The 23,782-nt window shown below is 40.0% G+C and carries 23 protein-coding genes and 1 pseudogene; 14 read left to right on the top strand and 10 right to left on the bottom strand.

The features are described from left to right. Positions 1 to 4 precede the first annotated feature (4 nt). The 8 genes from B7720_RS08435 to B7720_RS08400 all read right to left on the bottom strand — a co-directional run bounded on the left by B7720_RS08435 (position 5) and on the right by B7720_RS08400 (position 5,285). Entirely contained in the window at positions 5 to 493 is a 489-nt protein-coding gene (locus B7720_RS08435) for a hypothetical protein (RefSeq protein WP_084857509.1), read from the bottom strand. A gap of 23 nt (positions 494 to 516) precedes the next feature. Beyond that, the gene (locus B7720_RS08430; protein WP_084857507.1) at positions 517 to 1,206 is read right to left on the bottom strand and encodes a gamma-glutamyl-gamma-aminobutyrate hydrolase family protein; all 690 of its coding nucleotides are present in this window, start codon (positions 1,204 to 1,206) and stop codon (positions 517 to 519) included. A gap of 15 nt (positions 1,207 to 1,221) precedes the next feature. Next, positions 1,222 to 1,863 carry a redox-sensing transcriptional repressor Rex gene (locus tag B7720_RS08425; RefSeq protein ID WP_000653412.1) on the bottom strand — a complete coding sequence of 214 codons (642 nt, stop codon included), beginning with the start codon at positions 1,861 to 1,863 and terminating at the stop codon, positions 1,222 to 1,224. 82 nt (positions 1,864 to 1,945) lie between these two features. Next, on the bottom strand, positions 1,946 to 2,161 hold the full coding sequence (locus B7720_RS08420) for a DUF4649 family protein (RefSeq protein ID WP_000286093.1): 216 nt from the start codon (positions 2,159 to 2,161) through the stop codon (positions 1,946 to 1,948). Positions 2,162 to 2,167: 6 nt separating this feature from the next. Further along, positions 2,168 to 2,515 (bottom strand): DUF1831 domain-containing protein, encoded by a 348-nt coding sequence (locus B7720_RS08415; protein WP_000863522.1) that lies wholly within the window; start codon positions 2,513 to 2,515, stop codon positions 2,168 to 2,170. Positions 2,516 to 2,519: 4 nt separating this feature from the next. Next, positions 2,520 to 3,635 carry a cysteine desulfurase family protein gene (locus B7720_RS08410; RefSeq protein ID WP_084857504.1) on the bottom strand — a complete coding sequence of 372 codons (1,116 nt, stop codon included), beginning with the start codon at positions 3,633 to 3,635 and terminating at the stop codon, positions 2,520 to 2,522. A gap of 9 nt (positions 3,636 to 3,644) precedes the next feature. Further along, entirely contained in the window at positions 3,645 to 4,604 is a 960-nt protein-coding gene (locus B7720_RS08405; RefSeq protein WP_084857503.1) for a ribose-phosphate diphosphokinase, read from the bottom strand. Positions 4,605 to 4,715: 111 nt separating this feature from the next. Continuing rightward, positions 4,716 to 5,285 (bottom strand): CYTH domain-containing protein, encoded by a 570-nt coding sequence (locus B7720_RS08400; protein ID WP_084857501.1) that lies wholly within the window; start codon positions 5,283 to 5,285, stop codon positions 4,716 to 4,718. A 128-nt stretch (positions 5,286 to 5,413) separates the two neighbouring features. Here B7720_RS08400 and yjbM point away from each other — a divergent pair, with 128 nt between their 5' ends. The 9 genes from yjbM to B7720_RS08355 all read left to right on the top strand — a co-directional run bounded on the left by yjbM (position 5,414) and on the right by B7720_RS08355 (position 13,835). Continuing rightward, positions 5,414 to 6,085 (top strand): GTP diphosphokinase, encoded by a 672-nt coding sequence (gene yjbM / locus B7720_RS08395; RefSeq protein WP_049518762.1) that lies wholly within the window; start codon positions 5,414 to 5,416, stop codon positions 6,083 to 6,085. Continuing rightward, entirely contained in the window at positions 6,069 to 6,887 is an 819-nt protein-coding gene (locus B7720_RS08390; RefSeq protein ID WP_000799063.1) for an NAD kinase, read from the top strand. The genes yjbM and B7720_RS08390 overlap by 17 nt, the downstream gene beginning before the upstream one ends. Next, on the top strand, positions 6,884 to 7,780 hold the full coding sequence (locus B7720_RS08385) for an RluA family pseudouridine synthase (RefSeq protein WP_049518761.1): 897 nt from the start codon (positions 6,884 to 6,886) through the stop codon (positions 7,778 to 7,780). Before B7720_RS08390 ends, B7720_RS08385 begins: the two co-directional genes overlap by 4 nt. A gap of 43 nt (positions 7,781 to 7,823) precedes the next feature. Then, the gene (pta, locus tag B7720_RS08380) at positions 7,824 to 8,798 is read left to right on the top strand and encodes a phosphate acetyltransferase (RefSeq protein WP_049518760.1); all 975 of its coding nucleotides are present in this window, start codon (positions 7,824 to 7,826) and stop codon (positions 8,796 to 8,798) included. Between the two features lie 82 nt (positions 8,799 to 8,880). Continuing rightward, entirely contained in the window at positions 8,881 to 10,059 is a 1,179-nt protein-coding gene (gene mutY, locus B7720_RS08375; RefSeq protein ID WP_084857498.1) for an A/G-specific adenine glycosylase, read from the top strand. Positions 10,060 to 10,115: 56 nt separating this feature from the next. Next, positions 10,116 to 10,823 (top strand): response regulator YycF, encoded by a 708-nt coding sequence (gene yycF, locus B7720_RS08370; RefSeq protein WP_000722058.1) that lies wholly within the window; start codon positions 10,116 to 10,118, stop codon positions 10,821 to 10,823. Continuing rightward, a complete protein-coding gene (vicK, locus tag B7720_RS08365) occupies positions 10,816 to 12,165 on the top strand; it encodes a cell wall metabolism sensor histidine kinase VicK (RefSeq protein WP_084857496.1) in 1,350 nt (449 codons plus the stop codon). Before yycF ends, vicK begins: the two co-directional genes overlap by 8 nt. A 1-nt stretch (position 12,166) precedes the next feature. Then, positions 12,167 to 12,976, top strand: a complete 810-nt coding sequence (locus B7720_RS08360) for an MBL fold metallo-hydrolase (protein ID WP_001290607.1) — start codon at positions 12,167 to 12,169, stop codon at positions 12,974 to 12,976. Positions 12,977 to 13,061: 85 nt separating this feature from the next. Beyond that, positions 13,062 to 13,835: a potassium channel family protein gene (locus B7720_RS08355; RefSeq protein WP_049490628.1), complete on the top strand. Its 774-nt coding sequence runs from the start codon at positions 13,062 to 13,064 to the stop codon at positions 13,833 to 13,835. Positions 13,836 to 13,872: 37 nt separating this feature from the next. Here the strand turns inward: B7720_RS08355 and B7720_RS08350 are convergent, their stop codons facing one another. Further along, positions 13,873 to 14,220: a thioredoxin gene (locus B7720_RS08350; protein ID WP_000434660.1), complete on the bottom strand. Its 348-nt coding sequence runs from the start codon at positions 14,218 to 14,220 to the stop codon at positions 13,873 to 13,875. Between the two features lie 111 nt (positions 14,221 to 14,331). Continuing rightward, complete coding sequence (locus B7720_RS08345; RefSeq protein ID WP_084857494.1) at positions 14,332 to 16,050, bottom strand: phospho-sugar mutase; 1,719 nt, start codon at positions 16,048 to 16,050, stop codon at positions 14,332 to 14,334. Positions 16,051 to 16,459: 409 nt separating this feature from the next. On the opposite strand from B7720_RS08345, the gene B7720_RS08340 reads away from it, so the two are divergent. From B7720_RS08340 to ligA, 5 genes and pseudogenes are all read left to right on the top strand, one after another. Further along, positions 16,460 to 17,614 (top strand): DUF5105 domain-containing protein, encoded by a 1,155-nt coding sequence (locus tag B7720_RS08340; protein ID WP_084857492.1) that lies wholly within the window; start codon positions 16,460 to 16,462, stop codon positions 17,612 to 17,614. A gap of 78 nt (positions 17,615 to 17,692) precedes the next feature. Continuing rightward, positions 17,693 to 19,594 carry an ABC transporter ATP-binding protein gene (locus tag B7720_RS08335; protein ID WP_084857489.1) on the top strand — a complete coding sequence of 634 codons (1,902 nt, stop codon included), beginning with the start codon at positions 17,693 to 17,695 and terminating at the stop codon, positions 19,592 to 19,594. Between the two features lie 3 nt (positions 19,595 to 19,597). Continuing rightward, positions 19,598 to 20,461 carry an Rgg family transcriptional regulator gene (locus B7720_RS08330; protein ID WP_084857487.1) on the top strand — a complete coding sequence of 288 codons (864 nt, stop codon included), beginning with the start codon at positions 19,598 to 19,600 and terminating at the stop codon, positions 20,459 to 20,461. Between the two features lie 80 nt (positions 20,462 to 20,541). Continuing rightward, positions 20,542 to 21,719 (top strand): annotated as a pseudogene (locus B7720_RS08325) (MFS transporter). 91 nt (positions 21,720 to 21,810) lie between these two features. Beyond that, the gene (gene ligA / locus B7720_RS08320) at positions 21,811 to 23,769 is read left to right on the top strand and encodes an NAD-dependent DNA ligase LigA (protein WP_084857484.1); all 1,959 of its coding nucleotides are present in this window, start codon (positions 21,811 to 21,813) and stop codon (positions 23,767 to 23,769) included. Positions 23,770 to 23,782 lie beyond the last annotated feature (13 nt).

The raw sequence follows: 23,782 nt of genomic DNA, 5'->3' as shown, positions 1-23,782 counted from the left end.
GATCTTACTCAATCACTTTTAAAACATAGGAATCTACTTCTGCCATATTGATAACAGGAAGAGGTTTTATCGTGGGTACAAGTAAATTTTCTTGAACGATAAAGTTGATAATCGCATTGAAATCTTCGATTTTATAATATCTTTTTTTATGAATGAGAATATCTCTGTAAAAGTAAAGACTTGAATGAAATTTACTTTTTAGTTTAGCATCTCCCTTTTTACAAAATCGTTTTGCCTTTTTAGACATTTCTTTCAGCTGTTTTTCTTTTTCTTTTTGAGATAGTTTATCGAAATTCTCTTTATTCTTAGAAAAAGATTGGTAACTTTCCGCTGTTAAAAGTCTATAGAGATTAGAAAGATGAAAGCAAACCCTTATTTCTTTTTCATTGTTTGATAAGAAAAGATTAGCTTCCTTTTCCTTATAAGATATGAAAACATTAGCTTCTATATCTCTCAAAATCTCATGAGTAGAAGGTATTTTAATTTCATTCATGATTAATAACCTATTTATAAGTCCTAGAGTTCGTTAACAACATAGTCAAATAGCGTTTTATCTTTGGGACGATTTTCAAAGAGAAATTCTGGATGCCATTGGACACCAAGATAAGGAAAGCCGTCCGTAGTTGTCACAGCCTCAATGATTCCATCTTTAGGATCATGTGCTACAACCTTAAGATTTGAGGCTAGATCTTTAATGCTCTGGTGGTGGAAGGAGTTGATGTGAGAGATTTCTCCATAGATTTCTCGGAGAATCGTATCAGGTTCCGTTACGAGGCGTTGGGTAGTGTATTCGGCTGAACAGTCCTGCCAATGATCCTCAATATCTTGGTGAAGCGTGCCTCCCATGGCGACATTGAAAAGTTGAGTACCCCGACAAACAGAGAAAATTGGCTTCTTTTGCTTAATCGCTTCTTTGATAAGTGCTAGTTCAAAAATATCTCTTTGAAGGTGGTAGTCATCACTATCAATAGCCTTTGGTTCACCATAGTATTTTGGATCAACATTTTGCCCACCCGTTAGGATGAGCTTATCAATGATACTGATGTAATAGGCAGCCATTTCTTGATCACCAATCGGTAGGATGATTGGAATTCCGCCAGCGTCCTTGACTCCTTCAATAAATCCCTTCGCTGCATAGCTCATCATGATGTCATCATCTGGATGAGTTTTTTCATTTCCTGTAATCCCAATAACTGGTTTTTTCATAAATGCTTTCGCTTTCTAATCCTCTTTACGCATAAAATAGAGGAGGGTTTGGAGTTCACTTGTCAAATCAACATACTGAACGACCACATCTTTTGGGAGGTGAAGGTGAACAGGGGAAAAGCTGAGAATACCTTTTATACCAGCATCAACCAAAAGATTGGCAACTTCTTGTGATTGAACACTTGGAACTGTTAGGATAGCAGTTTTGACATCTGCTTCTTTGATTTTTTCTTTAATCTGTGAGATACCATAGATTGGAATCCCATCAGGTGTCTGACTTCCAACTTCTGGATGGTCATCTAGGTCAAAGCCCATGATAATTTTCATCTTGTTACGCTCATGAAAGCGGTAGTGGAGAAGGGCATGTCCCATATTTCCAATCCCAACCAGCATAACATTTGTAATGGAGTTATCATTTAGGAGATCAGCAAAAAAATTCATCAATTTTTTGACATCGTAACCAAAACCTCGACGACCTAGTTCACCAAAATAGGAAAAATCCCGACGAACGGTCGCAGAATCGATACCGATAGCCTCTGCAATTTGCTTGGAGTTGGCACGTTCGATTTTTTCTGCATGAAATCGCTTGAAAATTCGGTAGTAAAGAGAGAGTCTTTTTGCTGTTGCTTTTGGAATAGCAGACTGTTTATCTTTCACAAAATCACAACCTTTCTATTCTTCTATTTTATAGAAACATTGTGAAAAAATCAACAAAAACAAGAAAAAACTAAGAAATTTCTTAGTTTTTATCTGAAAAATGAGCTTGTGATAGAAAACGGTAGAGATCGCCAACCAATCCTTGATAAATCACCTTATCATTCAGCGTTAAGGAGCTGATTAGGAGAGTATCAGGTAGGGTCACACAGCCTGATAGAGATAACATAAGCTCTTCGTAATCCTTATATTCAAGTGTACGTTCTACGTGATAGTTATCTTGATAGGTAAGTCGATACATAGTCAATTATCTTTCTTCTTTAGTGAAGATACCGCGTTCTACTAAACTGTCCATGAGGAAGTAGAATTTTTCCTGATGAATGTGGTGGTCTTCTGATTTAAAGATATTAACCAAACGAAGGCCTGACTTGTCAGTGATGTTGAGTTTAGCACCTGTAAGGTCTTTGTTGATGATGATTTTTAGCTTGAAACCTTCACCGCTGTTGGGTACTTTCTCAAGCAAACGAGTCAGTTCGAAGTTTCCAACTTTTGTTTCAAAGAAAGTATTATCTTTCAGTGTGAACTTTTTGACAGTTGGGCTAAGTGTGTAGTCGTAGCGGCAGTTTTGTAGTTTAATGGTTTTTTCGAATGCCATTAGATTAATCTCCAATAATATTTTTTAAGGTTTGTGCGAGTTGTATCAGTTCATCCTCGGTGTTAAGAGGAGAGAGACTGATACGGACAGATTCTTTCAATCGATGTGAATCTGGTCCATAAAATGCTTCAAGTACATGACTGGTTTGCACAATACCAGCAGTACAAGCCGAACCGGTAGAAATTGAAATTCCTTCAAGATCTAACCGAAGTAAAAGTAAATCATTTTTCTGACCAGGAAAACCGATATTAAAAACATAAGGCAGTTGGTCTTGACTTTCATTGAGATAGTAGTCTAAATCGGAAATCTCTTTTAGAAAAATAGATTTAAGTGCGCTTAGTTTTTGGTAATGCTCAACTTGGTCATTCAAATCCTCTTTGAGAGCAGAGACCATACCTACAATGGCAGCGAGGTTTTCTGTTCCAGCCCGTTTCTTTTGTTCTTGGTCTCCACCGTGAAGGTAGGAATCAAAGTCCGCGGAAGAAGCATAAAGAAATCCGACTCCTTTTGGTCCATGGAATTTGTGGGCAGAAGCGCTGAGGAAATCAATTCCTAACTCCTCTGGATGGATAGGAATTTTCCCAATAGCTTGAACAGCATCTACATGATATGCAGCAGGATGATCTTTTAAAATACGTCCAATCTCAGCGATAGGTAAGAGACTTCCTGTTTCATTATTAGCATACATGGTGGAAACGAGAATGGTATCGTCACGTAAGGCTTTTTGAATTTGCTGGGCAGTTATCTCTTGATTTACTGGTTGGATGATAGTTGCTTCAAAACCAAAATGTTGCACCAGATAATCGATAGTTTCAAGTACAGAATGGTGTTCAATAGCTGTCGTGATGATATGTCTTCCACGATTTTGATGACGGAGACAATAGCCGATAATGGCTGTATTGTTACTTTCTGTACCGCCAGACGTGAAAAAGATATGTTGAGGTTTGGTTCCTAGCAAGTGGGCTAAGTCCTGACGAGCCTCTCGCAAGAGTTTGCCAGCCTGCCGACCATGACTATGAATACTAGAAGGATTACCATGAGTTTCTTGCATGACCTTGGTCATTTCAGAAATAGCTACTGCTGACATAGGAGTCGTAGCAGCATTGTCCAAATAAATCAAAGAATCACCTTATTTCTTTTTGTTGTAAGCAAAGAGTGGGCTGACTGGTTTTCTTTCATGGATGCGGACGATAGCATCACCAATTAATTCGCTAGCAGTAATGTAGCATACATTTTCTGGAGTTCTTTCTTTGGTTGCTACTGAGTCTGTCACAAGGATTTCTTTGATGTTTGTAGCGTCAAGAAGGTCTGCTGCACCTTCAACAAATAAACCGTGACTAGAAACTGCATAAATCTCAGTTGCACCTTCACGTTCAACGATTTTGGCTGCTTCAGAGAAAGTACGACCAGTATTTAGGATATCGTCAATCAAGATAGCCTTCTTGCCTTCAACATCCCCGATGATATAGCCTTGACTACGTTCTGAGTCATCTTGAGCATAGTCAATGATAGCGATTGGAGCATCCAAGTATTCAGCTAAGCTACGAGCACGTTTAACACCAGAGTTCTTTGGACTAACAACAACGACATCAGAACCAAGAAGACCTTTGTCACAGTAATGTTTAGCAAATAGAGGAATTGTATAAAGATTGTCCACTGGAATGTCGAAGAAACCTTGTACCTGTACAGCATGGAGATCGAGAGTTAGAACACGATCAACCCCAGCTTTTACTAACATATTTGAAACCAATTTAGCTGTCAGTGGTTCACGGGAAGAAGCGATGCGATCCTGACGCGCATAGCCAAAGTAAGGAAGTACGACGTTGATACTATGAGCACTGGCGCGAACACAGGCATCAACCATAATCAAGAGTTCCATCAAGTGATTGCTAACAGGGTAGCTTGTTGATTGGATGATATAGACGTCATAACCACGAACACTCTCTTCGATATTGACTTGGATTTCACCATCAGAAAATTGACGTGAAGATAATTTTCCAAGAGGGACACCAACAGTATCAGCAATCTTTTGAGCGATTTCTGGGTTAGAGTTTAGGGTGAAAAGTTTCATGTTGTTTCTATCTGACATTATAGACCGTCCTCTGTAAACTTTGTGAATCTTCTTTGGAAAAGGCTCTTTTTCCTATTGAAGATTCTATTATTTTTATCTTTTCTATTTTACCAAAAAAAGGAGATTATTTCAGCTTTTTTTCATGTTTTTAATGAATCTAAGTAATTTTGGAGGTGCTTTTTTGAAGCTAATCTTATTTTTCTCTAAGAACTGTTGAAAATCACGTTTTCCTTGTTCAGGATCATCAACTTCTAGTTCAAGTTCATAGTCCGTCTGATCAAAGTAGTGACTTTCATCTAAGGCCATTAAGCCAATCTCAGTTTTCATTTCATAACGAAGGGTGGAAAGGCAGCCTAGAACAAGCCAGTCATGGCTTTCGATGCCAATCTTAGCGAGTTTCTCTAGAACGAGACCCTGAGGTAGTTTTTGTTTTTCTAGGTATGATTCAGCTTCTGGAAGAGTTAGTTTCTGGTTGTATTCCATATTTCCTACAGTTTGAGGTACTTTCAAGGTCAATTCCGCCCAATCTGAAAAGGTGCGAATGCGCATGGCAACCTTCTTTTCACGCAATTGGAAATCTGGCGTGTCAATGTAGTAGTTCTTCTGAAGGACGGGTTGGATATGGGGAAACTGTTTTTTTAGATGATCATATTCTTCTTTTTTCAGAAGTGTTTTCAATTCTATTTCTAAATGTTTCATTTTTTCAACCTTTTCTATATCTTTGAAAGCGATTTATGGTATAATGGACAATGTATTTATTGTATACGAATGTACTGAAAAAATCAAAGATTTTCGACAGAGCAATCAAACATTACAAGGGAGAAAGTATGACCATAGAATGGGAAGAATTTTTAGATCCTTACATTCAGGCTGTTGGTGAATTGAAGATTAAACTTCGGGGGATTCGCAAACAGTATCGTAAGCAAAACAAGCATTCTCCGATTGAGTTTGTAACGGGTCGTGTCAAGCCGATTGAAAGTATCAAAGAAAAGATGGCTCGTCGAGGAATTACCTATGCAACTTTAGAAAATGACTTGCAAGACATTGCGGGTTTACGTGTCATGGTTCAGTTTGTAGATGACGTGGAAGAAGTTGTTGCAATTTTACGTAAACGCCAAGATATGAGGGTCGTTCAGGAACGAGATTATATTACTCATCGTAAGGCTTCAGGTTATCGTTCTTATCACGTGGTTGTCGAGTACACGGTTGATACGATCAACGGGGCTAAGACGATTTTGGCGGAAATTCAAATACGGACTTTAGCCATGAATTTCTGGGCTACGATTGAACACTCGCTCAATTATAAATATCAGGGCGATTTTCCAGAAGAAATCAGGAAAAGGCTGGAAATCACAGCGAAAATAGCCTATCAACTGGATGAAGAAATGGGTAAGATTCGTGATGATATCCAGGAAGCGCAGGCTCTCTTTGATCCATTGAGCAGAAAACTAAACGATGGTGTAGGAAATAGTGACGATACAGATGAAGAATACAGGTAAACGAGTTGACCTCATAGCAAATAGAAAGCCACAAAGTCAGAAGGTTTTGCATGAACTGAGGGAAAAACTAAAGAAACAACATTTTATACTGAACGATACCAATCCCGACATCGTCATTTCGATTGGTGGCGATGGGATGCTTTTATCTGCCTTTCACAAGTATGAGAATCAGTTAGACAAGGTTCGATTTGTAGGTGTTCATACAGGGCATTTGGGATTTTACACAGATTATCGTGATTTTGAGCTGGATCAGTTGGTGACCAATCTTTTACTAGATACTGGTGCCAAAGTTTCCTATCCAGTCTTGAATGTCAAGGTAACGCTTGAAAATGGAGAAGTGAAAATCTTCCGTGCTTTAAATGAAGCCAGTATCCGTCGATCAGATCGGACCATGGTTGCGGATATCATCATTAACCACGTTCCATTTGAGAGATTTCGTGGAGATGGAGTGACTGTTTCAACGCCGACGGGAAGTACCGCCTACAACAAGTCCTTGGGTGGAGCTGTCTTGCATCCTACCATTGAAGCCTTGCAGTTGACGGAAATAGCAAGTCTTAACAACCGAGTCTATCGCACTTTGGGGTCATCGATCATTATTCCCAAAAAAGATAAGATTGAACTTTTGCCGACACGCAATGATTATCACACGATATCAGTCGATAACAGCGTCTATTCCTTCCGTAATATCGAACGGATTGAGTATCAAATCGACCATCACAAGATTCACTTCGTAGCGACTCCAAGTCACACTAGTTTCTGGAATCGTGTCAAAGATGCCTTCATCGGCGAGGTGGATGAATGAGGTTCGAATTTATCGCAGATGAGCACGTCAAAGTCAAAACTTTCCTCAAGAAACATGAGGTTTCTAAGGGGCTTTTGGCTAAGATTAAGTTTCGAGGCGGGGCTATACTGGTCAATGGCCAACCACAAAATGCGACTTATCTCTTAGATATTGGAGATAGGGTAACTATTGATATCCCTGCAGAGGAAGGGTTTGAGAGCCTTGAAGCTATTGATCGACCACTCGATATCTTGTATGAGGATGACCATTTTCTGGTTTTGAATAAGCCTTATGGAGTAGCTTCCATCCCCAGTGTCAATCATTCCAATACCATTGCTAATTTTATCAAGGGCTATTATGTAAAGCAAAACTATGAAAACCAGCAAGTTCACATCGTGACTAGGCTTGATAGAGATACTTCTGGTTTGATGCTTTTTGCCAAGCACGGCTACGCTCATGCACGTTTAGACAAGCAGTTGCAACGAAAGTCTATCGAGAAACGCTACTTTGCTTTGGTTAAAGGAGCTGGTGTCTTGGAGCCTGAAGGGGAGATTATTGCGCCGATTGCGCGTGATGAAGATTCTATTATCACAAGACGGGTTGCCAAAGGTGGGAAATACGCTCATACGTCATACAAAGTTGTAGCTTCTTACGGAAATATTCACTTGGTCGATATTCAACTGCATACTGGACGAACTCATCAGATCCGAGTGCATTTTTCTCACATCGGTTTTCCTCTTTTAGGAGACGATCTCTATGGAGGAAGTTTAGACGACGGCATTCAGCGTCAGGCCTTGCATTGCCATTATTTATCTTTTTATCATCCCTTTCTAGAGCAAGATTTGCAGCTAGAAAGCCCCTTACCGGATGATTTCAGCAATCTTATTACTCAGTTATCAACTAATACTCTTTAAAAACTATTTGGAGTATAATTTATTTTCTTAAAGGAGAAAACTCATGGAAGTTTTTGAAAGTCTCAAAGCCAACCTGGTTGGCAAAAATGCTCGTATCGTTCTCCCTGAAGGAGAAGAGCCACGTATTCTTCAAGCAACAAAACGCTTGGTAAAAGAAACAGAAGTAATTCCTGTTTTGCTCGGAAACCCTGAAAAAATTAAAATTTATCTCGAAATCGAAGGGATCATGGATGGTTATGAAGTAATTGATCCCCAACACTATCCTCAATTCGAAGAAATGGTTGCTGCTTTAGTAGAGCGTCGTAAGGGTAAAATGACTGAAGAAGAAGCGCGCAAAGTTTTGGTTGAAGACGTCAACTACTTTGGTGTGATGCTAGTCTACTTGGGCTTGGTTGACGGTATGGTATCTGGTGCGATTCACTCGACTGCCTCAACAGTTCGCCCAGCCCTACAAATCATCAAAACTCGTCCAAATGTAACTCGTACGTCAGGTGCCTTCCTTATGGTACGTGGTACGGAACGTTACCTATTTGGAGACTGTGCCATTAACATCAATCCAGATGCAGAAGCCTTGGCTGAAATTGCTATCAACTCAGCAATCACAGCTAAGATGTTTGGTATTGAACCTAAAATTGCTATGCTAAGCTATTCTACTAAAGGTTCAGGATTTGGTGAAAGTGTTGATAAGGTAGTGGAAGCTACTAAAATTGCTCACGACTTGCGTCCCGACCTTGAGATTGATGGTGAGTTGCAATTTGACGCTGCCTTTGTTCCTGAAACTGCAGCTCTTAAAGCTCCAGGAAGTAATGTAGCTGGTCAAGCAAATGTCTTTGTCTTCCCAGGTATCGAAGCAGGAAATATCGGTTACAAGATGGCAGAACGTCTCGGTGGTTTTGCGGCTGTAGGACCTGTTTTGCAAGGCTTGAACAAACCTGTTAACGACCTTTCTCGTGGATGTAATGCAGATGATGTTTACAAGTTGACCCTTATCACAGCAGCCCAAGCAGTTCATCAATAAGATTTAGTCCTCTTTCCCATGGGAAGAGGCTTTTTAGTACTGAGAAAAAGACAGTTAGAAGCTTCTATGTTATACTAGATATATGTTAGATTTGAAAGAATACGGTATCGTCATGTGGCCAGAGGAGAAGATCATTTCATTTCGAGAGAAACTCCTCAACTGGTATGATGAAAACAAGCGAGATCTACCTTGGCGGAGAAGTAAAAATCCTTATCACATCTGGGTATCTGAAATCATGCTCCAGCAGACCAGAGTGGATACAGTTATTCCCTACTACGAACGATTCTTGGACTGGTTTCCAACTATTGAAAGTCTGGCGAATGCCCCTGAAGAGCGTCTGCTGAAGGCTTGGGAGGGTTTGGGCTATTATTCCCGCGTACGCAATATGCAGACTGCAGCCCAGCAGATTATGGCTGACTTTGGTGGTCAATTTCCAAACACCTATGAAGGAATATCTCGCCTGAAAGGGATTGGCCCTTATACTGCGGGAGCTATTTCCAGTATCGCTTTTAATTTGCCTGAGCCAGCGGTCGATGGCAATGTCATGCGGGTTTTGGCACGCTTGTTTGAGGTTAATCATGATATCGGAGTTCCCAGCAATCGAAAGATTTTCCAAGCTATAATGGAAATCTTGATTGACCCAAAACGACCGGGTGACTTTAACCAAGCTCTGATGGATTTAGGTTCTGACATAGAGGCTCCGGTTAACCCTCGACCAGAAGAAAGCCCTGTTAAGGACTTTAGCGCAGCCTATCAGAACGGAACTATGGATGTATATCCGATTAAAGAACCCAAGAAAAAACCTCTCCCAATTTATCTTAAGGCTTTAGTTGTACGTAATGACCGTGGTCAATATCTACTTGAAAAAAATGAAAGCGAGAAACTGTTAGCCGGTTTTTGGCATTTCCCCTTGATCGAAGTTGATGATTTCTCAATCTTTGACGATCAGTTAGATCTCTTTTCTCAAGTCAAAGAGGAAAGCAGAGCATTTGGACCAAGCCCTCAAGAAAACTTTGAGCAGGATTATGATTTAGAAGTGAATTGGTCCCATCAAGTATTTGATCAGGTCAAGCATGTATTTAGCCATCGGAAATGGCACATTAAAATCCTAGCTGGTCAGGTGACAGAAACAAAACAGTTTTCGGACAGAGAAATTCGTTGGGTTTCTCCTCAGGAGTTTTCTGACTATCCACTTGCGAAACCTCAGCAAAAAATTTGGCAGGCTTATAAAACAACTTTTGAAGATAAAGGCCTACAGTAGCCATTTGTGCCTTCTTTGCATTTTTTTGTTATAATAGATAGAGAAAAGGTGATAAAATGAAAAAAATATTAATTGTAGATGATGAGAAACCAATCTCAGATATTATTAAGTTTAATATGGCCAAGGAAGGTTATGAAGTCGTTACAGCCTTCAATGGTCGTGAGGCAATCGAGCTATTTGAAGCTGAGCAACCGGATATTATTATCCTCGACTTGATGCTACCTGAAATAGATGGTTTAGAAGTTGCTAAAGCTATTCGTAAGACTAGTAGCGTGCCGATTATCATGCTATCAGCTAAGGATAGCGAGTTTGACAAGGTTATTGGTTTAGAGTTAGGTGCAGATGATTATGTTACAAAACCTTTCTCAAACCGTGAGTTGCAAGCACGTGTCAAGGCCCTACTTCGTCGTACAGACCTAGTTTCTGTGGATAGCCAAGAGTCTGATGAGAAGAAGACGCAACCTTTACAAATTGGTGATTTGGAAATCGTTCCAGATGCTTACGTTGCTAAGAAATATGGTGAGGAATTAGATTTGACCCACCGTGAGTTTGAACTCTTGTATCACTTGGCATCTCATATTGGTCAAGTGATTACGCGTGAACACTTGCTTGAGACTGTATGGGGTTATGACTATTTTGGTGATGTTCGTACTGTGGACGTGACCATTAGACGCTTGCGTGAGAAAATAGAAGATACTCCAAGTCGTCCAGAGTACATTCTCACACGTCGTGGTGTTGGATACTATATGAGAAATAATGATTGAAGATATTAGACAAACTATTCTGACCAGCGATTTTATCTTTATCCTGATTTTACTTGGCTTTATCTTGGTGGTAACCTTGCTCTTACTGGAAAACCGTCGAGATAATATTCGTCTCAAAGAGATAAATCAAAAGGTTAAGGACTTGATTGCGGGTGATTATTCTCAAGTTTTGGACTTACAGGGCAGTACAGAAATCACCAATATTAGCAATAACCTCAATGATTTGTCAGAAGTTATTCGTTTGACCCAAGAAAATCTGGAACAAGAGAGTAAAAGACTGCATAGTATTCTTTCTTACATGACAGATGGAGTGCTTGCGACCAATCGCCGTGGTCAGATTACCATGATTAACGACATGGCTAAGAAACAATTAGGTGTGCAGAAAGAGGATGTCCTTAACAAAAGCATTTTAGAATTGCTTAAGATAGAGGATGAGTATGAACTGCGTGACCTGATTACACAGATTCCTGAGTTGATGATTGATTCCCAAGATGTGAATGGTGAATACCTGAGTCTTCGTGTACGTTTCGCTCTGGTTCGCCGTGAGTCTGGATTCATCTCTGGTTTGGTTGCTGTTTTACATGATACGACCGAGCAGGAGAAGGAAGAACGCGAGCGGAGACTCTTCGTTTCAAACGTGAGTCATGAGCTGAGAACTCCTTTGACCAGTGTTAAATCTTATCTTGAAGCCTTGGACGAGGGAGCCTTGTATGATCCTGTAGCCCCTGATTTTATCAAGGTTTCGCTTGATGAAACTAACCGTATGATGCGGATGGTGACAGATCTCTTGCATCTCTCTCGTATTGATAATGCGACTACTCAGTTGGATGTAGAATTGATTAATTTTACAGCATTCATCACCTTTATTCTCAACCGCTTTGATAAGATGAGAAGCCAGGATGACGAGAAAAAATATGAGCTTGTCAGAGATTACCCTATTAATTCAGTTTGGATCGAGATTGATACCGATAAGATGACTCAGGTGATTGATAATATTCTTAACAATGCCATTAAGTACTCACCAGATGGTGGGAAAATCACTGTCAGCATGAAAACTACTGATGACCAGATGATTTTATCCATCAAAGACCAAGGTCTAGGTATTCCAAAACAAGATTTACCGAAGATTTTCGACCGTTTTTATCGTGTGGATCGTGCAAGAAGTCGTGCCCAAGGTGGAACTGGTCTAGGTCTAGCCATCGCAAAAGAAATCATCAAACAACACAACGGCTTTATTTGGGCCAAAAGTGAATACGGTAAGGGATCAACCTTTACCATCGTGCTCCCTTATGATAAGGATGCCGTAAAAGAAGAAATATGGGAGGACGAAATAGAAGACTAGAATGAGTGAAAAAGGCTTTAAATACAGTATTTTAGCATCAGGTTCCAGTGGAAATTCCTTTTATCTGGAAACCCCAAAAAAGAAAATCCTAGTAGATGCAGGCCTGTCTGGTAAGAAAATTACAAGTCTGCTAGCTGAAATCAATCGCAAACCAGAAGATCTGGATGCGATTTTGATTACGCATGAGCACTCAGACCATATCCATGGAGTCGGTGTCTTGGCTCGTAAATATGGCATGGATCTTTACGCCAATGAAAAGACTTGGCAGGCTATGGAAAATAGTAAGTATCTTGGCAAGGTTGATTCTTCGCAAAAGCATATCTTTGAAATGGGCAAAACCAAAACCTTTGGTGATATCGATATTGAGAGTTTTGGTGTTAGCCATGATGCGGCAGCACCACAGTTTTACCGATTTATGAAAGACGACAAGAGCTTCGTCATGCTGACCGATACAGGTTATGTAAGTGACCGTATGGCAGGAATTGTCGAGAATGCGGACGGCTACCTCATCGAGTCCAACCACGATGTGGAAATCTTACGAGCTGGATCTTACGCTTGGCGTCTCAAACAGCGAATCCTGTCGGATCTCGGTCACCTCTCTAACGAAGACGGTGCTGAAGCCATGATTCGTGCAATGGGAAATCGAACCAAGAAAATTTATCTTGGTCACTTGTCCAAAGAGAACAATATCAAGGAGCTGGCTCACATGACCATGGTCAACCAGCTAGCCCAAGCGGATTTGGGAGTCGGAGTAGACTTTAAAGTTTATGACACCTCTCCAGATACCGCAACACCATTGACAGATATATAAAAAGAAGGCGAGTGCCTTCTTTTGTTTTGTACTTTATCAGGGATTTAGTGTGGTATAATGATTAAAAAATTAAAGGAGTAGCAGTTTGAAGAGAAAATGGTTATTAAAGGATTACTATGACACAACGATTATCATACTTGCATTGATATCCGTTGTCCTTGTTTTGCTTGGATTTGCTGAGATGATTGATTTGGATAGTCCACCCTACAGTATTATTGACTTGCTACTTTGGTTTATCTTTGTGGTGGATTATGGTTGGCGCTTCTTTTCAAGTAAAGAAAAATGGAGATTTATACTTGAAAATATCTTCGACTTGCTAGCTATCCTTCCTTTGAATGCTATTTTTACAGTATTTCGCTTAGGGCGTATCTTCCGCTTAGCAAGGCTGACAAAATTACTGAAACTAACTCGTCTTTTAAGAGTCGTTGGATTGACTGGCAAGTTAGAAAAGAAGGTTGGAAAACTCTTACGAACAAATGGCTTACTTTATATTTTCTATCTCAATTCCTTTATTGTACTGTTAGGTAGTTCAATTTTATCTGTTGTTGAAGAAAAATCATTCTCAGATAGTCTTTGGTGGGCGCTTGTAACTGTAACAACTGTTGGTTATGGAGATATTGTTCCTGCGTCGATTTTTGGGAAGTGGTTAGCTGTTTTACTAATGCTTGTTGGTATTGGCACAATAGGGATGTTAACGAGTGCCTTGACAAACTTTTTTGTAAAGGATAATCCAGATGATCAGATAAAGCTTGATAAACTACAAGACGAATTAATAACTCAAAGATTATTACTAGAGAAACAATCTGAGAAGATAGAAGAACTACATAGAATGATGCAAGTCTTGCTTGAAAAAAAGTAATTTAGACAATACAAAAACCACTCGATGAGTGGTTTTTTTACAATCCAGCAAAGTCCTTGATTTCTTGTGCTGACATGGAAGAGTCGCAACGGACATTGATTTGGCCATCTGCAATGTGAACAAATCCTGGTACGGTTGGAATTCCATAACGTGAGCGGAATTCTTGCAATTCATTGAGTTGGCTTGGTTCTTCACTGTTGATGAAGTAGATGTGGGCTTTAGTTTCAGCTACGACACCTGCCAATGTGCCAGCAAATTTACGGCAGTAAGGGCAAGTTTTACGGCCAATAAAGAAGGTTGCTGTTTCTTTATTATCGAGTGCTTCTTGTGCACGCGCAACTGTAGTGACTTCAAGGTCTTTAATGTTTTCTAAAAATTGTTCCATGAGATTACCTCGCTTTCATTGATAAGTCTAGTATGCCATAAAGTTTCTAAAAATGCTTAGATTTGATACGAAAAAAAGATGAGATTGGTTGGTCTCATCTTTTATAATTTCTTATTTAACAAACGCATTGATTTCTGCTTCGATGTTGGCAATCTTAGCTTGTGAATCTTCGTTGCTTTCACCCACAACGGCAATGTAGAACTTGATTTTTGGTTCTGTACCTGAAGGGCGAACTGCAATCCAAGAACCATCCGCAAGAGTGTATTTCAAAACATCACTTGGAGGAGTTGTCAAGTTTGTAACAGTACCGTCAGCAGCAGTAGCAGTTTGAGCCTTGAAGTCTTCTACGACAGTGATAGCTGTTGCGTTCCATTCTTTTGGAGCATTGTTACGGAACTTAGCCATAATCGATTTGATTTGTTCAGCACCATCAACACCAGAAAGGGTAACAGAGATGGTCTTTTCAGCGTAGTAGCCGTATTCTTTGTAGATTTCTTCGATACCGTCAGCAAGTGTCAAACCACGTGAACGGTAGTAGGCAGCAAGCTCAGCAACGACAAGAACGGCTTGGATGGCGTCTTTATCACGTACGAATGGTTTGATCAAGTAACCGAAGCTTTCTTCAAATCCCATCATGTAAGTGTGATTGTGTTTTTCTTCGAATTCTTGGATTTTTTCAGCGATAAATTTGAAACCTGTCAAAACGTTGAACATAGTTGCGCCGTAGCTTTCAGCAATCTTCGTTACCAAGTCAGTTGATACGATAGATTTACATAGGGCTGCATTTTCAGGAAGAGTTCCAGCATTTTTGTGGGCTTCCAAGATGTATTTAGCCATGATAGCGCCGATTTGGTTACCTGAAAGGTTGAGGTAGCTTCCATCTTTTTGAAGAACTTCAACACCAACACGGTCAGCGTCAGGGTCAGTTGCAACAAGCACATCTGCACCAACTTGACGACCAAGTTCTTCAGCAAGTGCGAAGGCTGCTTGGCTTTCTGGGTTTGGAGATTTTACAGTTGAGAAGTCAGGATCAGCAGTTGCTTGTGCTTCAACAACTTGAACAGAGTCAAATCCTGCTTGAGCAAGAGCACGACGAGCCAACATTTCACCCGTACCATGAAGTGGTGTGTAGACAATCTTCATGTCTTTACCGAATTCTTCAATCAAGGTTGGATTGATGTTTACGTCTTTAACTTCTTTAAGGTATTCTGCATCAACAGCTTCGCCAATGACTTCAATCAAACCAGAAGCTTTTTCAGCTTCCACATCAGCAACTTCCACAGCGAATGGATTTTCGATTGCACGAATATAAGTAGTTAAAGCGTCCGCATCGTGTGGAGGCATTTGTCCACCGTCTTCTCCATAAACCTTGTAACCGTTAAATGGAGCAGGGTTGTGACTGGCAGTAATCATGATACCTGCGAAACAGTTGAGGTGACGAACTGCAAATGACAGTTCTGGAGTTGGACGAAGGCTTTCAAATACGTAAGATTTGATACCGTGTTTAGCAAGAACTGCAGCAGATTCAAAGGCAAACTCAGGTGAGAAGTGACGGCTATCGTAGGCAATTGCCACACCACGTTCTTTTTCATTTCCACCTTTTGATTCAATCAAACGAGCCAAACCTTCGGTAGCTTGACGAACAACGTAGATGTTGATGCGGTTTGTACCAGCACCGATCAAACCACGCATACCAGCAGTACCAAATTCAAGATTGGTATAAAAGGCATCTTCCTTAGTTTTTTCGTCCATATTTTCCAAATCTTGACGAAGGTAGTCTGGAAGGTCAGCAAAATCGAGCCATTTTTGATAATTTTCTTGGTAAGTCATAGAGTGTCTCCTTTGTTTATTTGCTTTAATCGCTTTCATTATATCACGATTTGACATTTTAGTAAAACGTTAGCATAACTTAAAATGTAGGAAATTTACTTATGCACTTTAGCGGGAAAATGGTGGTTACCATGCTTACTTATACTAAGTTAGGGATGAAAACCAATTATCCTATTTTTTAAAATATTAAAAGTTATAGTATTTTTGTGGGATTTAAAAAAAAATAAATCGTCAATATTGTTATATTCTATTCTTTTTATAAAGAATCCTTTAATGTATCAAATGAACAGATAGAAAAATTTAAGTTAAAACTCTATAAATTTAAGATATTTTGAAAAATTCTGATTTCTGTTTTGAATTTTATAGTGCGTATGGTAAAATATAGTAAATCATTAAAGGAGAATCCATTATGAAAAAAATTCTTAAGCATTCTGCTTTGCTTTTATCAGCTTTAGCACTGGTTGCCTGTGGAGCTCAAAAAAAAGCAAGCGACAATGGTACTGCATCGAACTCAAACTTTGAAGTTTCTGTAAAAGACGGTATGTTTGTATTGCCTAAAGACGAAGATTCATCTTCAAGCTACCTTGCACTTCAAGTCGAAATCAAGAACAATCGTGATAAACAGTTTAGTTTTACTAGTCAAGATATTACGCTTTATAATGAAAAAGATGAAAAATTACAACCAATTCAAATCTACGAAAGCGACAGTAAAACGAAATTTATGTCATATGGTGACAGTCTTTCTAAAGGAAAGAGTGTTGCTGGTTATGTAGTGTATGAAGTCGACAAGAATGCTAAGTATGAACTCCACTTCGCGCCTAGCTTTTACGATGACATCAAAGAGAATTCTAAAAAGAATAACGATGTAGCAATCAAGGTGGATCCAAGTCAGTACGAAGATCATATTGATGAAGCGAAAGATGTAATGAAAAAATATGTCGATGCTGTTTACCTTAATGGGGAAAGTTCTGGTGGTGGAACGAACCTAAGTGCTACTGATAATAAGTCTCAAGTTGTTGCGCTTGCTGATGATAAAAAATCTTCTGATAATAGTGCTGAATTCACAAACGATGCGAAAGCTGATAAAGAAGAGTTTATCAAGAAATTTACAGAATCGTTCGGAAAAGGCTTCTATAACTACAAACCGTCTGATTCAGAACTTAGAACATTCGCAGATGCTTACATCAAAGCAAATGCTAAGAGAGCAAAAGTTGATTACAAGGTGAAGACATACTTGCCAGACTATGCTGTTGTTTATGTTAGACCAGAAACAATCGACTTGGATAACTTGAATGTTTATGAATTGAGCCGTAAATTCTACGAAGAAAACAAAGGTAAATATAGCAACTACTCTGAAGCTATGAAAGCTGGTGAAAAATACATTTTAGAAAATGCACCAAGTCAATTTGATTCAACTCCTCTAGACACTAGTGATAACATGAAGAAAGAGGGTTATGAAATTAAAATGACTAAGAAAGATGGAAAATGGACCATCGATACCTCTTCTAAAAACTATGAATTGAAAGATATGGCTCGCACATTCCGTGGAGGCATTGGATACTAAGATGAAAGGTTCGAGTTTATGACTCGAACTTTTTTCGTTGCAATTGTGCAAAAGAGAAAAAGATAGTAAAATAGAGATATGATTATTTTACAAGCTAATAAAATTGAACGATCTTTTGCTGGTGAGGTTCTTTTTGATAATATTAATCTGCAGGTAGATGAACGAGACCGAATTGCTCTTGTTGGGAAAAATGGTGCAGGTAAGTCTACTCTTTTAAAGATTTTGGTTGGAGAAGAGGAGCCAACTAGTGGAGAAATTTATAAGAAAAAAGATATCTCTCTGTCTTACCTAGCCCAAGATAGCCGTTTTGAGTCTGACAATACCATCTACGATGAAATGCTTTACGTCTTTGATGACTTGCGTCGGACAGAGACACAACTGCGTCAGATGGAGTTGGAGATGGGTGAAAAGTCTGGTGAAGATTTAGATAAACTGATGGCGGATTATGATCGTTTATCAGAGAATTTCCGCCAGGCTGGTGGCTTTACCTACGAAGCTGATATCCGCGCTATCTTGAATGGTTTCAAGTTTGACGAGTCTATGTGGCAGATGAAAATTGCTGAGCTTTCAGGTGGTCAAAATACTCGTCTTGCACTGGCTAAAATGCTCCTTGAAAAGCCCAATCTCTTGGTCTTGGACGAGCCAACCAACCACTTGGATATTGAAACCATTGCCTGGCTAGAGAATTACTTGGTGAACTATAGCAGTGCCCTCATTATTGTCAGTCACGACCGTTACTTTTTGGACAAGGTTGCGACGGTTACACTCGATTTGACTAAGCATTCCTTAGATCGTTATGTAGGTAATTACTCTCGCTTTGTTGAGTTAAAGGAGCAAAAGCTAGCTACTGAGGCAAAAAACTATGAAAAGCAACAGAAGGAAATCGCGGCTCTAGAAGACTTTGTCAATCGCAATCTAGTCCGAGCTTCAACGACCAAACGTGCCCAATCTCGCCGTAAACAACTAGAAAAAATGGAGCGTTTGGACAAGCCTGAAGCTGGCAAGAAATCAGCCAACATGACCTTCCAGTCGGAAAAAACGTCTGGAAATGTCGTTTTAACCGTTGAAAATGCGGCTATTGGCTATGATGGGGAAATATTTTCAGAGCCTATCAACCTAGACCTTCGTAAGATGAATGCTGTTGCGATTGTCGGACCAAACGGCATCGGGAAATCAACCTTTATCAAGTCTATTGTGGACCAGATCCCTTTTATCAAGGGAGAGAAGCGTTTTGGTGCCAATGTTGAGGTTGGTTACTATGACCAGACTCAAAGCAAGCTAACACCAAGCAATAGTGTCCTAGATGAACTTTGGAATGATTTTAAACTAACACCAGAGGTTGAAATCCGTAATCGACTTGGAGCCTTCCTTTTCTCAGGAGATGATGTTAAGAAATCAGTTGGCATGCTGTCAGGTGGCGAGAAAGCTCGTTTACTGCTTGCCAAACTTTCAATGGAAAACAACAATTTCTTGATTTTGGATGAGCCGACTAACCACTTGGATATTGATAGTAAGGAAGTCTTGGAAAATGCCTTGATTGATTTTGATGGGACTTTGCTCTTTGTCAGCCACGACCGTTACTTTATCAATCGTGTGGCAACTCATGTTTTGGAATTGTCTGGGAATGGCTCAACCCTCTACCTTGGAGATTACGACTACTATGTTGATAAGAAAGCAGAAGTAGAAGCGATTCAGACAGAAGAAGCTTCAACTAGTAATCAAGAAAAAGAAGAAAGTCCAGTTAATGATTATCAGGCCCAGAAAGAAAGTCAGAAAGAAGCCCGTAAGCTCATGCGCCAAATAGAGAGTTTAGAGGCTGAAATTGAAGAGCTAGAAACTCAAAGCCAAGCCATTTCTGAACAAATGCTAAAAACCAACGATGCTGAAAAGCTCATGGAATTGCAGGCTGAACTGGACAAAATGAGCCATCGTCAAGAAGAGGCTATGCTTGAGTGGGAAGAATTATCGGAGCAGGTGTAAGAAATGGAACATCTTGGAAAGGTATTTCGTGAATTTCGAACAAGTGGGAAGTACTCCTTAAAAGAGGCGGCAGGTGAATCATGTTCAACCTCTCAGTTATCTCGCTTCGAGCTTGGGGAGTCTGATCTAGCAGTTTCCCGTTTCTTTGAGATTTTGGATAATATTCATGTGACCATTGAAAATTTCATGGACAAGGCTAGGGATTTTCAAAATCATGAACATGTTGCCTTGATGGCACAGATTATTCCGCTTTACTACTCAAATGATATTGCAGGTTTTCAAAAGCTTCAAAAGGAACAGCTTGAGAAAGCAAAGAGTTCGACCAATCCCCTCTATTTTGAGCTGAATTGGATTCTGCTACAAGGCCTGATTTGTCAAAGAGATACTAGTTACAGTATGGAACAGAGTGATCTGGATAAGGTGGCGGATTATCTTTTCCAAACAGAAGAATGGACCATGTATGAGTTGATTCTTTTCGGGAATCTCTATACTTTCTACAATGTGGACTATGTGGCTCGGATTGGCAGAGAAGTCATGGAGCGAGAAGAATACTATAAAGAAATTGGTCGCCATCGAAAACTTGTTTTGATTTTAGCTCTTAACTGTTACCAGCATTGTTTGGAAAACCGTTCCTTTACGGATGCGGACTATTTTGAGGGCTATGTGGAGAAGTTGATTGGAAATGGTATCAAGCTTTATGAGCGCAATATCTTCCATTATCTCAAGGGTTTCGCCCTCTACCAGAGAGACTTGAAAGCAGAAGGTTGTAGTCAGATGCAGGAAGCCATGCATATTTTTGCTGTGCTTGGACTTCCAGAGCAAGTGGCTTACTATCAGGAACATTATGAAAAATTTGTAAATGCTTAAATTTCCCAAATAAGGGAAAAATAAAGAGACTCCTTTCAGTTTTGATACAATAGTTTCAAAATTTGAGAGGAGCTTTTTATATGAATCGACATGCAATCCAGTTGATTAGTCGTGGTGCTATTAATAAGATAGGAAATATGCTCTATGATTATGGAAACAGTGTTTGGTTGGCATCAATGGGGACGATAGGACAGACTGTTCTTGGGATTTATCAGATTTCTGAACTCGTCACATCGATTCTGGTCAATCCCTTTGGCGGAGTGATTTCAGATCGCTTTTCGCGTCGCAAAATTTTGATGACGACAGACTTGGTTTGTGGTATTCTCTGTTTAGCTATTTCTTTCATCAGAAATGATAGCTTGATGATTGCTGCCTTGATTTTTGCCAATATTGTTCAGGCGGTTGCCTTTGCATTTTCTCGTACAGCCAATAAAGCCATTATAACTGAGGTTGTAGAGAAAGACGAGATTGTGACCTATAATGCTCGCTTAGAGCTCGTTTTGCAGGTTGTAGGTGTTAGCTCCCCTGTACTTTCTTTCCTCGTTCTACAATTTGCCAGTCTCCATATGACGCTTGTTTTAGATGCCATTAGTTTTTTCATCGCATTTACCTTAGTAGCTTTCCTTCCTAAAAAAGAGACTCAGTTACAAGAGAAAAAGACTTTCAGCTGGAAAAATATTTTTGCTGATATGAAGGAAGGGATTCGCTATATTTGGCGCCAGAAAGAGATTTTTTTCCTTTTGGTAGTAGCTTCCAGTGTTAATTTCTTTTTTGCAGCCTTTGAATTTCTCCTCCCTTTTTCAAATCGACTATACGGGGTTGAAGGAGCTTATGCAACTATTTTGACTATGGGCGCTATTGGTTCGATTATCGGAGCTCTTCTTGCTAGTAAGATAAAAGCAAGTGTTCATAGCCTTTTGATTTTACTAGCTTTGACTGGTACTGGAGTTTTTATGATGGGGTTACCACTGCCAACTTTTCTTTCCTTTTCTGGAAATTTAGTTTGTGAACTATTTATGACAATGTTTAATATTCATTTTTTACTCAGGTTCAAACTAAGGTTGAAAGTGAATATTTGGGCAGAGTATTGAGTACTATTTTTACTTTAGCTATTCTCTTTATGCCAATTGCAAAAGGCCTTATGACAGTGTTGCCAAGTGTACATCTTTCTTCTTTCTTGATAATCGGAAGTGGAGTTGTCTTCTTGTCCTGTATATCTCTCATTTATGTTCGAAATCGTTTTAAAAAAAAGGTATAAATCTCCTTGCCTTAAAAAATATTTCACTATTAACTATTTTTTCAGCCCTTCTCCATTGTGAGGAGGGCTTGGTTTGTGGTAAAATGGTTTTATGAATAAAAGAATGAATGAGTTAGTTGCCTTACTCAACCGCTATGCGAGCGAGTACTATACGAGTGACAATCCTTCGGTTTCAGATAGCGAGTACGATCGCCTCTACCGAGAGTTGGTCGAGTTGGAAGCTGCCTATCCAGATCAAGTTTTAGCAGACAGTCCAACCCATCGTGTTGGTGGTAAGGTTTTAGATGGTTTTGAAAAATACAGTCATCAGTATCCTCTTTATAGTTTGCAGGATGCTTTTTCACGTGAAGAGTTAGAAGCTTTTGATGCGCGTGTTCGCAAAGAATTACCCCATCCCACTTATATCTGTGAGTTGAAAATCGATGGTTTGTCTATCTCTCTTACTTATGAAAAGGGGATTTTGGTCGCTGGGGCGACACGTGGAGATGGTTCTATTGGTGAGAATATCACTGAAAATCTCAAACGCGTTAAGGATATTCCTTTGACCTTGTCTGAAAAACTAGATATCACAGTTCGTGGAGAGTGTTACATGCCACGCGCTTCCTTTGATCTGGTCAACCAAGCTCGCCAAGAAAATGGAGAGCCTGAATTTGCTAATCCTCGTAACGCGGCGGCTGGAACTTTGCGTCAGCTGGATACAGCAGTAGTGGCCAAGCGCAATCTTGCGACTTTTCTCTATCAAGAAGCTAGTCCTTCTACTCGTGATAGCCAAGAAAAGGTCTTGGAGCATCTTGAACAGCTTGGTTTTGTGGTTAATCCAAAGCGAATCTTGGCTAAAAGTATAGATGAGATATGGGATTTTATCCAAGAAGTAGGACAAGAACGGGAACATCTACCTTACGATATTGATGGAGTGGTTATTAAGGTCAATGACCTAGCAGGTCAAGAAGAACTCGGTTTTACAGTTAAAGCGCCTAAGTGGGCAGTGGCCTACAAGTTCCCTGCTGAGGAAAAAGAAGCCAAACTACTCTCAGTTGACTGGACAGTAGGCCGTACTGGGGTTGTCACGCCAACTGCCAATCTGACACCTGTTCAGCTTGCTGGTACGACTGTTAGCCGTGCGACCCTACACAACGTAGATTATATTGCTGAAAAAGATATTCGCAAAGACGATACGGTTATCGTCTATAAGGCTGGGGACATCATCCCTGCCGTCTTACGAGTGGTAGAGTCCAAGCGTGTTTCTGAAGAAAAAATAGATATTCCGACTAACTGTCCGAGCTGTGACAGTCAGTTACTTCATTTTGAAGATGAGGTTGCTCTACGTTGTATCAATCCTCGCTGTCCTGCCCAAATCATGGAAGGTTTGATTCACTTTGCCTCTCGAGATGCCATGAATATTACAGGGCTTGGTCCTTCCATCGTTGAAAAGCTCTTTGCTGCTAATCTAGTCAAGGATGTAGCGGATATTTACCGTTTGAAAGAAGAAGATTTCCTTCTTTTAGAAGGTGTCAAGGAAAAGTCTGCGTCAAAACTGTATCAGGCTATTCAAGCATCTAAGGAAAACTCAGCTGAGAAGCTTTTATTTGGCTTGGGAATTCGCCATGTCGGAAGTAAGGCTAGTCAGCTCTTGCTCCAACATTTCCATACGATTGAAAATCTGGCTCAGGCAGATCCAGAGGAAGTGGCAAGTATTGAAAGTCTGGGTAGCGTAATCGCCCAAAGCCTTCAGACCTATTTTGCTACCGAAGGATCAAAATTTCTCTTAGATGAGCTGAAAGAAGCAGAGGTCAATCTGGCCTACAAAGGTCAGACTGTAGTAGCAGATGCAGCCTTGTCAGGTTTGACAGTAGTTCTGACAGGAAAATTGGAACGTCTCACGCGCTCAGAAGCAAAAAGCAAACTCGAAAGTCTGGGAGCTAAGGTAACAGGCAGTGTATCCAAGAAAACAGATCTAGTCGTAGCAGGAACGGATGCAGGAAGCAAGCTCCAAAAAGCGCAAGAACTTGGTATCGAAGTTCGAGATGAAGCTTGGTTGGAAAGTTTGTAAAGAATAGCAGACA

This window comes from Streptococcus oralis subsp. oralis, assembly GCF_002096455.1.
Classification (GTDB): Bacteria; Bacillota; Bacilli; order Lactobacillales; family Streptococcaceae; genus Streptococcus; species Streptococcus oralis_CY.
The sequence above is the reverse complement of the archived record's forward strand: the minus strand, read 5'-3'. Positions and strand labels throughout refer to the sequence as shown.

Bases quoted from the DNA above. Each gene is read 5' to 3' on its own strand.
- B7720_RS08430 (WP_084857507.1), bottom strand. From the start codon at position 1,206: ATGAAAAAACCAGTTATTGGGATTACAGGAAATGAAAAAACTCATCCA.
- pta (WP_049518760.1), top strand. From the start codon at position 7,824: ATGGAAGTTTTTGAAAGTCTCAAAGCCAACCTGGTTGGCAAAAATGCT.
- ligA (WP_084857484.1), top strand. From the start codon at position 21,811: ATGAATAAAAGAATGAATGAGTTAGTTGCCTTACTCAACCGCTATGCG.
- B7720_RS08420 (WP_000286093.1), bottom strand. From the start codon at position 2,161: ATGTATCGACTTACCTATCAAGATAACTATCACGTAGAACGTACACTT.
- B7720_RS08335 (WP_084857489.1), top strand. From the start codon at position 17,693: ATGATTATTTTACAAGCTAATAAAATTGAACGATCTTTTGCTGGTGAG.
- yycF (WP_000722058.1), top strand. From the start codon at position 10,116: ATGAAAAAAATATTAATTGTAGATGATGAGAAACCAATCTCAGATATT.
- B7720_RS08345 (WP_084857494.1), bottom strand. From the start codon at position 16,050: ATGACTTACCAAGAAAATTATCAAAAATGGCTCGATTTTGCTGACCTT.
- mutY (WP_084857498.1), top strand. From the start codon at position 8,881: ATGTTAGATTTGAAAGAATACGGTATCGTCATGTGGCCAGAGGAGAAG.
- B7720_RS08405 (WP_084857503.1), bottom strand. From the start codon at position 4,604: ATGTCAGATAGAAACAACATGAAACTTTTCACCCTAAACTCTAACCCA.
- B7720_RS08385 (WP_049518761.1), top strand. From the start codon at position 6,884: ATGAGGTTCGAATTTATCGCAGATGAGCACGTCAAAGTCAAAACTTTC.
- B7720_RS08360 (WP_001290607.1), top strand. From the start codon at position 12,167: ATGAGTGAAAAAGGCTTTAAATACAGTATTTTAGCATCAGGTTCCAGT.
- B7720_RS08400 (WP_084857501.1), bottom strand. From the start codon at position 5,285: ATGAAACATTTAGAAATAGAATTGAAAACACTTCTGAAAAAAGAAGAA.
- B7720_RS08340 (WP_084857492.1), top strand. From the start codon at position 16,460: ATGAAAAAAATTCTTAAGCATTCTGCTTTGCTTTTATCAGCTTTAGCA.
- B7720_RS08415 (WP_000863522.1), bottom strand. From the start codon at position 2,515: ATGGCATTCGAAAAAACCATTAAACTACAAAACTGCCGCTACGACTAC.
- B7720_RS08330 (WP_084857487.1), top strand. From the start codon at position 19,598: ATGGAACATCTTGGAAAGGTATTTCGTGAATTTCGAACAAGTGGGAAG.
- yjbM (WP_049518762.1), top strand. From the start codon at position 5,414: ATGACCATAGAATGGGAAGAATTTTTAGATCCTTACATTCAGGCTGTT.
- B7720_RS08435 (WP_084857509.1), bottom strand. From the start codon at position 493: ATGAATGAAATTAAAATACCTTCTACTCATGAGATTTTGAGAGATATA.
- B7720_RS08390 (WP_000799063.1), top strand. From the start codon at position 6,069: ATGAAGAATACAGGTAAACGAGTTGACCTCATAGCAAATAGAAAGCCA.
- vicK (WP_084857496.1), top strand. From the start codon at position 10,816: ATGATTGAAGATATTAGACAAACTATTCTGACCAGCGATTTTATCTTT.
- B7720_RS08350 (WP_000434660.1), bottom strand. From the start codon at position 14,220: ATGGAACAATTTTTAGAAAACATTAAAGACCTTGAAGTCACTACAGTT.